Raw genomic sequence first — 11,082 nt, forward strand, 5'->3', positions numbered from 1 at the left:
CCACCCATGCAGGGCAGATCGATCCGATCAAGCCGGTCAAGCCGATTCAGACACAGCCTCGCCACCACGTCGGCCCTGGGGGCGGCCGCGCTGGTGCTGACGGCGGTCGGTCAAGGGGCCGCGGCCGCGAGCCAGACGCACAAGCCGCGTCCGGCCCAGGAGTTCAGCTCCTCCTTCGAGGAGGGCCAGCCCGCACCGGACTGGCTGAACACGGTCGACACCGCCAAGGACGGAACCAAGCGGGCGAGCGGCGTCGACGGCGGCTACAGCGGCGGCGTCCCGGGCAACGTCAACGCACATGTCACGGACGTCCGCGCCAGCGACGAGAACGCGGGCGGCGGCGAGACCAAGGAGAACCTGCTCGACGGCGAGTCGAGCAGCAAGTGGCTGGCGTTCACCTCGACCGCCTGGGTCGAGTACGACCTGGACGAGCCGGCCAAGATCACCAAGTACGCGCTGACCTCCGCCAACGACCACGCCGAGCGCGACCCGAAGGACTGGACCCTGAAGGGTTCGGCCGACGGCAAGGAGTGGACCACCCTCGACTCCCGCTCCGGCGAGACGTTCGACAAGCGGTTCCAGACGAAGACGTACGACATCGAGAAGCCGGCCGAATACGCCCACTTCCGTGTCGAGTTCACCAAGAACAACGGTGCGGGCGACGCCACCCAGCTCGCCGACCTCCAACTGTCGACCGGTGACGAGCAGGTCCCCACGCCCGAGGACATGCTCTCGCTCGTGGACCGCGGGCCCAGCGGCTCGCCGACGGCCAAGGCGGGCGCCGGGTTCACCGGCAAGCGCGCGCTGCGGTACGCGGGCACGCACAAGGGTGACGGGCGCGCGTACTCGTACAACAAGGTCTTCGACGTCGACGTGGCGGTGAAGAAGAACACCGAGCTGTCGTACAAGGTCTTCCCGCAGATGGCGGACACGGACCTGGACTACGACGCCACGAACGTCTCCGTCGATCTCGCTTTCACCGACGGCACGTACCTGAGCGACCTGAAGGCCGTCGACTCCAACGGCGGACTGCTGACCCCGCAGGGGCAGGGCGCCGCCAAGCGGCTGTACGTGAACCAGTGGAACGCCGTGAAGTCGGGCATCGGCTCGGTCGCCGCGGGCAGGACGATCGACCGGGTCCTGATCGCGTACGACTCTCCGAAGGGGCCGTCGAAGTTCCGCGGCTGGGTCGACGACATCAGCGTCGCGCAGGCCGAACCGGTGCGTCCCAAGGCGCACTTGAGCGACTACGCGTCCACGACGCGCGGCACCAACTCCAGTGGTGGCTTCTCGCGCGGCAACACGTTCCCGGCGACGGCCGTCCCGCACGGCTTCAACTTCTGGACGCCGGTGACCAACGCCGGTTCGCTGAGCTGGCTGTACGACTACGCGCGGGACAACAACGCGGACAACCTGCCCACGATGGAGGCCCTGGCGGCGAGCCACGAGCCGAGTCCGTGGATGGGTGACCGGCAGACGTTCCAGATGATGCCGTCGGCCGCGGCCACGGTGGACACGTCCAGGACCGGGCGCGCGCTGCCGTTCAAGCACGAGAACGAGACGGCGAAGCCGTACTACTACGGCGTGAAGTTCGAGAACGGCGTGAAGGCGGAGATGGCGCCGACCGACCACGCCGCCGCGCTGCGCTTCAGCTACCCCGGTGACGACGCGAGCGTCGTCTTCGACAACGTCTCCGAGCAGGGCGGCCTCACGCTCGACAAGGACAGCGGGACCGTCACCGGTTACTCGGACGTCAAGTCCGGCCTGTCGACGGGCGCCACGCGGCTGTTCGTCTACGGGGTCTTCGACAAGCCCGTCAAGGACGCCGCGGCCTCCGGCGTGAAGGGGCACTTCACCTTCGACGCGGGCAAGGACCGCACGGTCACCCTGCGTCTGGCGACCTCGCTCATCAGCATCGACCAGGCGAAGGACAACCTGGCGCAGGAGCTGCCGCAGCGGAAGTCCTTCACGTCCGTGCGCAACGCGGCGCGCGCCCAGTGGGACACGCTGATGAACAAGGTGGAGGTGGAGGGCGCCACCGAGGACCAGCGGACCTCGCTGTACTCCTCGCTCTACCGCCTGTACCTGTACCCGAACTCGGGCTTCGAGCAGGTCGGTGGAAAGTCGCAGTACGCCTCGCCGTTCTCGCCGATGACGGGTCCCGACACCCCGACCCACACCGGCGCGAAGATCGTCGACGGCAAGCCGTACGTCAACAACGGCTTCTGGGACACCTACCGGACGACCTGGCCCGCGTACTCGCTCCTCACGCCGAAGAAGGCGGGTGAGCTGGTCGACGGGTTCGTGCAGCAGTACAAGGACGGCGGCTGGATCTCCCGCTGGTCCTCGCCCGGTTACGCGGACCTGATGACGGGCACGTCGTCGGACGTCGCGTTCGCCGACGCGTACGTGAAGGGCATCGACTTCGACGCCGAGGACGCGTACAAGGCGGCCGTGAAGAACGCGACCGTGGTGCCGCCGCAGTCGGGTGTGGGCCGCAAGGGCATGGAGACCTCGCCCTTCCTCGGCTACACGAGCACCGACACGCACGAGGGTTTGTCGTGGGCTCTTGAGGGCTACCTCAACGACTACGGCATCGCGCAGATGGGCCAGGCGCTCTACAAGAAGACGGGCAAGAAGCAGTACAAGGAGGAGTCCGAGTACTTCCTCAACCGCGCCCGTGACTACGTGAACATGTTCGACGACAAGGCGGCCGGTACCGGCTTCTTCCAGGGCAAGACCGCCAAGGGCGACTGGCGCGTGGCGTCGGACAAGTTCGACCCGGCGATCTGGGGTTACGACTACACCGAGACCAACGCCTGGGGCTACGCGTTCACCGCCGTCCAGGACAGCAAGGGCCTAGCGAACCTCTACGGAGGCAAGAACGGCCTCGCCGACAAGCTCGACACGTACTTCGACACGACCGAGACGGGCTCGTCGGACGTCGCCGGGTCGTACGGCGGTGTCATCCACGAGATGACCGAGGCGCGTGACGTACGGATGGGCATGTACGGCCACTCCAACCAGGTCGCGCACCACGTCACGTACATGTACGACGCGGCGGGCCAGCCGTACAAGACGCAGGAGAAGGTCCGCGAGGTCCTCTCCCGCCTCTACACGGGCAGCGAGATCGGGCAGGGCTACCACGGTGACGAGGACAACGGCGAGCAGTCGGCCTGGTACCTCTTCTCCTCCATGGGCTTCTACCCGCTCGTCATGGGCAGCGGTGAGTACGCCATCGGCTCCCCGCAGTTCACGAAGATGACGCTGCACCTGGAGAACGGCAAGAAGCTGGTCGTCAAGGCGCCGAAGAACAGCGCGACGAACATCTACGTTCAGGGCGTGAAGGTCAACGGCAAGGCGTGGAACAAGACGTCGCTGCCGCACTCGGTCGTCGCCAAGGGCGGCACCATCGAGTTCGCGATGGGCTCGAAGCCGTCGAAGTGGGGCACCGGCAAGGACGCGGCGCCCACGTCGATCACCAAGGACGACAAGGTGCCCACGCCGCGCAAGGACGCGATCACGGGCTCGGGCCCGCTGTTCGACAACTCCTCGGCGACGAGCGCGAGCACGGAGTCGGTCGAGCTGCCGGTCGCCGCGGATGGCACCAAGGCCGTGCAGTACACGCTGACCTCGGACGACAAGGCGAAGGCCCCCACGGGCTGGACTCTGGAGGCGTCGGAGGACGGTACGTCCTGGAAGGCGCTGGACAAGCGGTCCGGCGAAACCTTCGGCTGGGACCAGCAGACCCGGGCGTTCACGGTGCCGAAGCCGGGCACGCACAAGCACTACCGGCTGGTGTTCACCGGTGGGGCGGCGACGGTGGCGGAGGTGGAGCTGCTGTCGTGACACCTCTGAGGTGAGAGCGTGAAGTCGAGGGCGGGCGTGGAGAGTTCACGCCCGCCCTTGGCGTTGCAGCAGGACGCTTCTCAGGGCGGGCAGACGCCCGTCTTGTCGCCGCGGTAGGTCCGGTAGGGCGACTGCCGCTTCGCGTCGGCGGCGTCCGAAGCGGGCGGGAACTCGACGACCGGGACGGGCTTGCAGACCGCCCACTGGTCGTTCTCGCCGGGGCCGGTGAAGCCGTAGGTGCCGCTCGCGCCGACCAGGCAGCCGCTGCAGACCGACCCGTCGACCGTCGAGGTGGTCAGCGTGCTGTACACGTCCTTGGCCGTCGGCAGCCGGACGGGCTGCTCGGTCTGCGTCCCGCCCTCGTTGACCTCGCGGTACGTGCGGTCCACCGCGCCGGCGAGCAGGCCGAAGCCGTCGTAGTACATCGCCGCGTAGCCGTCGTCGAGCGCCGAGGGGCCGAGGCCGTGGGCCTTCTCGATCTCCTGGAAGCGGGCCAGGAAAGCGGCGGAGCCCCGGGGCGGGGAGTTCTTGCCGTCGGCCCAGGCGGGGTCGTAGGCGGAGGCGTCCACGATCGTCGCGTCGATGGTGCGCAGGCCCCGCTCGATGGCCTTGGTGCTCAGGGTGGGTTCGAGGCCGATGCCGATCTTCAGGATCCGCAGCTTCCAGCTCCCGTCGCAACTGCCCGTCTCCGAAAGGCGGTTGATGAAGGCGGGCAGGTCCTGGTCGCGGCCGGCGAAGAAGACGGTGTCCACCTTGCTGCGGCAGATCTTCTCGGCCGCGTCGGCGAACCGCTGCGGGATGCCCTGGTCGTCGCCGGAGGAGCCGATGAAGTGGGAGTTGTTCTTTCGCAGGTCGTAGCCGTCGCCGAAGCGTTCCTCGAACACGGCCCGCAGGTTCTGCGAGTAGACGTCGCCCTCGCGGCTGTCCCAGACGAGGAAGCCGCGCTCGTTCTCCGGGTGCAGCTTGAGGTACGTGGCGAGGGCCCGGGAGAACTGGTCGTTGTTGGGCGAGGTCTTGAAGAAGTAACGCGAGTTCATCGAGGCGGCGGTGATCACGGGGCCCACGGTGGGGATGGCGCGGCCCGACAGTTCGGTGACCGCCTCGCGGGTCTCGGTCGTGCTGCTGGGGATGCCGGTGACGCCGACCAGCGGCGCCTCCTCGTCCCGGGTCAGTTCGTCGAGCCGGTCGACGACGCCCTCCCACTGGTCGAGGTCGCGGCCGTCGGGGGCGAGCAGCAGTTGGTAGTGCGGGCCGCCGGCCCGGTTCGCCTGCTGCTGCGCGGCGAGGGCGCCGGCCAGAGCGCGCTGGATCATCTCCGGGGTCATGGCGCTGGTGGCGTCCGAGGTGAACGGCATCATCAGCGCGATCCGCACGTACGGGATGCGGGCCGCGTTGCCCTGCGGGTCGTCCCACTGGCGTCTGACGTCCGCGTTCTCGTCCGCCACGGCGCGGATGAGGTCGTCGGTGGCGGCGTCGCCCGTCTCGAACGCCCGCGCGGTGACGCCGACGCACTCGTCAACGTGCTGGTCCATGCCGTCGCCGCAGGGGCCCGGCCGGGTCTGCTGCCAGATGAGGAGGCCGCCGGTCAGCGCGAGGACGACGACCAGGGCGACGCACCAATCCAGCGGGCCCCACTCCTTGGGTCGGCCACTGAACATCATGATCCTTCGCTGGCGGGGATGGGCAGGGGCTGTCTCTTGCGGGCGGCGGGCGGCCAGTCGCGGGCGCCCCTGCCGAGCGCCGCGTACCACGTGGGGTGGCGGCGGGAGAGGAAGCCGAGCTCGTCGCCGACGGCCTGGCAGAGCATCTCGGCGTCGGGGTCGATGGCCGCGTCGGCGTACGGCTCGGACAGGTACCACAGGGCGTGCAGCAGCCGGTTGATCCCACGGCCCGCCTCGTCGAGGTGGGTGTAGCGGGCGGCGTGCTCGCCGAGCGCGATCTCGACGCGCTGGTCGGTCCAGGGGGCGGCGCCGTCGGGGGAGCTCCCGGTGGGCGGTGTGGGGGCGGAGGCGCAGCGCCGCAGGCAGAGCAGCCAGTGCTCGACGCTCTGTTCGGCCTCCTCGGCGCCGAACTCGTCGGCCAGCATGTCCACCACCTGTGCCGCGTTCCCCGAGGCCAGGCTGTGCCGCAGCGCGTCGGCCTCCTCGGTGTCGGCGCGCCGGACGTGGTGCAGGTGCAGGAAGCGGTGGATCTCGTGCCAGCTGTGCGGTTCGTCGCAGGGCGGCAGGGTGCGCCGGGCTTCGTGGACGAGGAGCGTCTGCAGCAACGCGTGGTCCACGAGGGGCAGTTCGGAGGGTACGGGCCGCTGCCACTGCCGCTCCACGAGGTAGCGGGCCGCCGCGTTCACGGGCAGTTGCTCGGGCCCGTCCAGGCCCAGGTCCTCGGCGAGTGCCTCGGCGGCCTCGTGGTCCCTGGCGAGGCAGAGCACGACGAGCCGCTCGCGCTGGCGCCGGTCGGGGAGCAGCTCCTCCAGGAGTACCTGGGTGACGGGTCTGCCGCTCTCGGTCTCCAGGTTCAGCAGGTCCTTGGGGGTGACGGTGCGGTTCTGCGCGGCCGCGTGTACCACGGCGTCGCAGAGCAGCTTCCCGGCCAGCGGATGCCCGCCGGTCAGTGCGTGCAGCGCGGAGGCCAGATGGGGGTGGAGCAGCCGGGAGGAGGCCCTGTCGAGCATGGCCAGGACGTCGTCGCGGCCGAGCGGGGTGAGCGGCACGACGAGCAGTCCGGCGGACGGGTCGTGTCCCGTGCGGCGCCAGACGTGCGCGAGGTGGCCGTCGCCACCCGCCGGGGGCAGCAGGTCGTCGAGTTCGCGGCGCACCGCGTGCGGGGCCTCGTCCTCGGGCACGTCGCCGAGGCGGGTGGCGACGACGGTGATCCGGTCGCGGACGGGCCGCCGCGGCGCTGCCCGGTGGTCGAGGAGCAGTTCGAGGAAGCGCCTGCCCGCGGCGGTGTGCGCCTCGTCGAGCAGGATCAGCGGCCAGGGCTCGCGGTTCCAGCGGCGCAGGCCGCCGTAGGCGCCGGCGACTTCCTGGAGGAAAGCGGCCATGAGGTCGTGCTCGACGGCGCGCCGGTAGTCGCCGCCGCGGTGGAAGCGGCGGCCCAGCTCGACCATCGCATCCCGTTCGTCGTCGGCGTCGTCGGCCGAGAGGCGGCGGCGGCCGTACCACTGGCGGGCCGGGCCCAGCGGGCGCAGCGTCTCCAACTGCCGCAGGACGGCCCGGGTGACCGGGAGGGAGTCGGCCTCCTCGGCGGCGTCGACCGGGCCCTCGGCGTGTGCGGCGATGTCCGCCTCCACCTGCGCGGACCAGGCGCGGGCCACCTCGCGCTCGTCGCCGGTGCGCAGGCCGCAGGCGATGAGCAGGCGGGCGTGGCGGGCGCAGACGGCGTCGCGCTCCTCGGCGTCGCCGCCGTGCCAGCCGGAGACAGCGAACAGGCCGGGTACGAGCACCGGGAACCTGGCGAGGGCCGGGGTGAACGCGCACACCAGCTGCTCCATGATCTCGACGAGGTCCGCGGCGCGCGCCGCTCCGGGCCCGCCGGCCGGGACGGGGCGCGCGTCGTCCGGTTCGACGGGGGTGCCGGTGGGGGCCACCCGCACGTGGGCGAGCGGCAGCCGGCGGTGATAGTGCTCGGCCAGCCCTTCGAGGACGGCGCTGCGGCCCGAGCCGTGCCGGCCGGTGAGCACGACGACGGGGACGTCGTCGCCGAACTCCCGCTTCCTGCGGGCCCGTTCGTCATAGGCGAGGCCGGTGAGCGAGGGGATGAGTGAGCGCACCACGGGGTCGCGTGCGTACAGAAATGGCACTGGCGACCTGCCCATCAGAAGTGTCCCGGTTCCCCTCGGTCTACTGCGGTGCCTCGGTGTGCTGCGCTGCCTCGCTGTCCACAACTACCCCGTGTACCAGCGTACTTACCGGCGAGTTATGGATGCGGATATATTTCCAGGTCGACCCCGGCGGGCAGGTGCTCGGCCGCGCTCACGTTGCGGGAGTAGGCGAGCCGCACCCGGCGCAGCGCGCTCATGGCCTTCAGGGACGACAGGTCGATGTCGGTGCCCTGGGTGAGGTGCAGCTCCACCAGGTTCGGCAGCCGGCGGGCGATGCGCCGCAGTGACACGGGCGCGCCGGGTTTCGCGTACACGTAGAGGTGGGTGACGGCCGAGATCTCCGCGCGCTGGCCGAAGAGCAGCACGCTCAGCTGCTCGGGTGAGAGGGTCAGGGTGCGCAGTGTCTCCACCGCGGCCAGGGTCTTTCCCCAGTCGTCGGGGAGCAGCTTGTCCCCGGCCTCGTGCAGGCGCAGCTCCGTCAGTTTCGTGCCGCGGGCTATGTCGCCGAGTTCGACGGTGCCCGGGGGCAGCGCGAGGGTCCGCAGCCGGTCGAGGTAGGGCAGTTCGACGGTGCCGCGCCAGGGCACTTCGGCCCCCACGTGCAGGGCGTCGAGTCCGGCGCAGCCCGCGAGGTCCGACAGCGGCTCGAACTGGGGCAGGTCGGCGAGGGTCAGGCTGCGCAGGCGGGGCAGCCGGGTCAGCGGCGCCGGGTCCGTGAGGTTGCGGCAGCTCTGCAGGGTCAGCTCCTCCAGGGCGCCGAAGTCGTCGAGGACGGCCAGGTCGTCCAGGCGTGGGGCGCCGCGCAGCCGCAGCTCGCGCAGCCGTCCCGGGTCGAGGGCGGCCCGGATCGCGGCGGGGTCGAAGTCGCCGTGGACGCCGACGCGTTCGCAGCCGGGCATGGTGGCGAGGGCGGCCAGTTCGGCCGCCGAGCGTACGGTGACGGGCTCTTCCGGGGTGGTGGCGAGCAGCGGCCGGATGATCTCATCCGCGTAGGTGTCGGTGTCGAACCGGTCCCAGTGGCCGAGGAGCTGGGCCCGGACGGCGGACTGCCCTGTGGTGAGGAACTCGCGCAGCCTCGGGATGGCGGCGTCCCCGCCGATCTGGCAGATGGCGTGGACGGTGGCGAGCTCCTCGTCGCCGTCGAGCTCGTCGGCGCCCGGCAGCAGGCCGAGCAGCAGCGGTCCCGTACGGGCGAGCACCCGGGCCTGGCGCAGGCTGCGGGGCGGCAGCATGCGGGCCGCCTCGGTCTCGATGGTGCGCCGGACGGCGGGTTCGAGCCGGGTCGCCTGTTCCAGGGAGGCGAGGGCGAGCAGGCGCAGGCGGGCCTGGACGGTGGCGTCCTTCTCGCGGTTGCCGCGGTCGCTGAGCCGCATCAGCAGATCGGCGCGGCCGTTGTGATCGGCCTGTGCGACGGCCATCTGGACCACGTCCTCCCACTGGTCGACGTGAGCGTTCTTCACCAGCATGCCGAAGTCCCGCTCCTCCAATACAGCCTTGGCACCCAGGTAATCCTGAAACGTGCGGTGCACGAAGTCGAGGGCGCCCGCGGCGGGTTCCCGGAGCAGTCCGGAGCGTTCGAGGAGGTACTGGAGGGCGTCCTCGGGCTCTCCGAGGTTGTCCAGGCTGGGTACCTGGGGCTGGAGGCGGCGCACCACGTCCACCGCGTCGTCGCGCTCGATCTGGGTGCGTTCGTTGCGGATCAGCCAGTACGCGAGGCGCTTGAGCGGTTCGGTGGCGGCTTCCTCGTCCAGCTCGGGTGCCCCGCTGCGGCCGAACAACTCCCGCTCCATGTCGCGCCGTTCGAGCAGCATGGACAGGGCTGCTTTGTAGAGTGCGGCCCGGCCGCGCGGCAGGAATCCTCGCCGCTCGCGGTGCAGGGCGCAGATGAGGCTGCACATCAGCGGGTTGGTGGCGAGCCGGCTCAGCCCCGGTCCGGCGCGCAGGGACTGGATGAGCTCCTCGTCGAGGCCGGGGCGGGCGCCGGCCGCCGTGTGCCAGCGCCGGATGAAGTGCCGGAGGTCGCCGGGGCGCAGCGCGTCGAGGGTGATCTCGTGGAACCCCTCACCGCTCAGCCAGCCGGGGCCGAGCGCGGAGGGGCGGGTGGTGACGAGCCACAGGTTGCCGGGGAAGACGGCGAGCAGTTCGCGCAGCCAGGTGCGGGTGCGGGTGCGGTCGGCCTTGGGGATCTCGTCGAGGCCGTCGATGAGGAGCAGGCCGCGCCCGTTCTGCAGGACGCGGGTGGCCCAGCCGTCGGGTTCGGTGCCCACCAGCGGGCAGTCCATCCACCGCAGGAAGTCCTCGGGCAGCGGGAGCTGGGCGCCTTCGCGGGCGAGGGTGCGCAGCGGGAGCACGAAGGGGACGCGGCCCAGGAGCTGCGGCAGGTGGCCCGGCACGCTGTCCTGCTGCGCGGTGGTGAGCGCGAGCCACTGCACGAGGGTCGTCTTGCCGGTGCCCGCGAGGCCGTGCAGCAGGACGCGCCCGCGGGTGGCGAGGGCCGCTTCGACGCTCTCCTCGCGCTCCGTCGCCGGCTCGTCGTCGGGCGGGTCGGACGTGTCGTCGTCGGGGACTGGGGTGGCGACGGCGCGCAGGCTCAAGTAGGCGGATTCCAGGGGCCATTCCTGGCCGCCGGGGTCGCGCAGGTCGACGCCGTAGATGGTGAGCCGGCCGTGCCGCCGGCCGACGTAGCGCGCGTAGCTCTCCTCGAAGCGGCCGTCGAAGGCCTCGTGGTCGTCGCCGGAGACGCGGCGCAGCACCACGTCGAGTTTGGTGTGCACCTCCCGCAGTTCGCGCGAGTCCTCCAGGCGGGCCCGCGCCTCGAACCCCGGCCGCTGGGTGAAGAATTGCACCAGGTGTACGCAGGCCGTCTCCAGGAGCCGGTCGTGGAAGAGCGCGGCGTCCCGGGTCAGCAGCCGGCGGGTGTCGGGTCCGGCCTGGCGGGACAGGGCCGCGGCGAGTTTCTCGGGGCCGAGCAGGAAGATCCGTACGTCGTCCATGTCCAGCTCGCCGAACGCGTACAGGGTCCGGGTCAGGGCCTGGCCGACGGCGTCGTGCTCGTCGTCCTCGATGGGCCGCTCGTGCGGGCCGGCGGCGCGGACCGCGCGCCGCACCAGTTCGCGGGCGAGGCGGTGCAGATCGTCGCGGCTGACGGTGGGGTGGTCCCCCACGAAGGAGAGCATGTGCCGTATCCGCACGGGCCGTTCGGTGAATTCGGCGCCCGGCGCCTTGGCCGGCGGCAGCACGAGCCGCTTCAGTAACGGCACCACCACCGCGGACGCGATCCGCAGTCCCACTGCGCCCGGTTCCACTGCCCACCCCCGTCGGCGTGCGCCCCTGGGTGCACACGCACACCGTCCACCATAGGGCCTCGGCGTGCGGGAACGCGCGGGGGCCGCACCCCGCCGAGCGGAGTG

The 11,082-nt window shown here is 71.1% G+C and carries 4 protein-coding genes; 1 reads left to right on the plus strand and 3 read right to left on the minus strand.

Annotated features, from left to right (window positions below; translation table 11 throughout):
• Positions 1 to 6 precede the first annotated feature (6 nt).
• Positions 7 to 3,849 carry a GH92 family glycosyl hydrolase gene (locus ABD366_RS29360; RefSeq protein ID WP_324773614.1) on the plus strand — a complete coding sequence of 1,281 codons (3,843 nt, stop codon included), beginning with the start codon at positions 7 to 9 and terminating at the stop codon, positions 3,847 to 3,849.
• An 80-nt stretch (positions 3,850 to 3,929) separates the two neighbouring features.
• On the opposite strand, the gene ABD366_RS29365 is transcribed toward ABD366_RS29360, so the two are convergent.
• The 3 genes from ABD366_RS29365 to ABD366_RS29375 form a co-directional block, all read right to left on the minus strand.
• A complete protein-coding gene (locus ABD366_RS29365) occupies positions 3,930 to 5,510 on the minus strand; it encodes an ABC transporter substrate-binding protein (RefSeq protein WP_324773616.1) in 1,581 nt (526 codons plus the stop codon).
• On the minus strand, positions 5,507 to 7,624 hold the full coding sequence (locus tag ABD366_RS29370) for an ATP-binding protein (RefSeq protein WP_324773618.1): 2,118 nt from the start codon (positions 7,622 to 7,624) through the stop codon (positions 5,507 to 5,509). The genes ABD366_RS29365 and ABD366_RS29370 overlap by 4 nt, the downstream gene beginning before the upstream one ends.
• A gap of 143 nt (positions 7,625 to 7,767) precedes the next feature.
• Positions 7,768 to 10,962 carry an NACHT domain-containing protein gene (locus tag ABD366_RS29375; protein WP_324773620.1) on the minus strand — a complete coding sequence of 1,065 codons (3,195 nt, stop codon included), beginning with the start codon at positions 10,960 to 10,962 and terminating at the stop codon, positions 7,768 to 7,770.
• Positions 10,963 to 11,082 lie beyond the last annotated feature (120 nt).

The organism is Streptomyces kunmingensis, assembly GCF_039533535.1.
In the GTDB taxonomy this organism is placed as follows: Bacteria; Actinomycetota; Actinomycetes; order Streptomycetales; family Streptomycetaceae; genus Streptomyces; species Streptomyces kunmingensis.

What these genes read in the sequence shown, in the direction of transcription:
- ABD366_RS29365 (WP_324773616.1), bottom strand. Translation starts at nt 5,510, where the DNA reads ATGATGTTCAGTGGCCGACCCAAGGAGTGGGGCCCGCTGGATTGGTGC.
- ABD366_RS29360 (WP_324773614.1), top strand. Translation starts at nt 7, where the DNA reads ATGCAGGGCAGATCGATCCGATCAAGCCGGTCAAGCCGATTCAGACAC.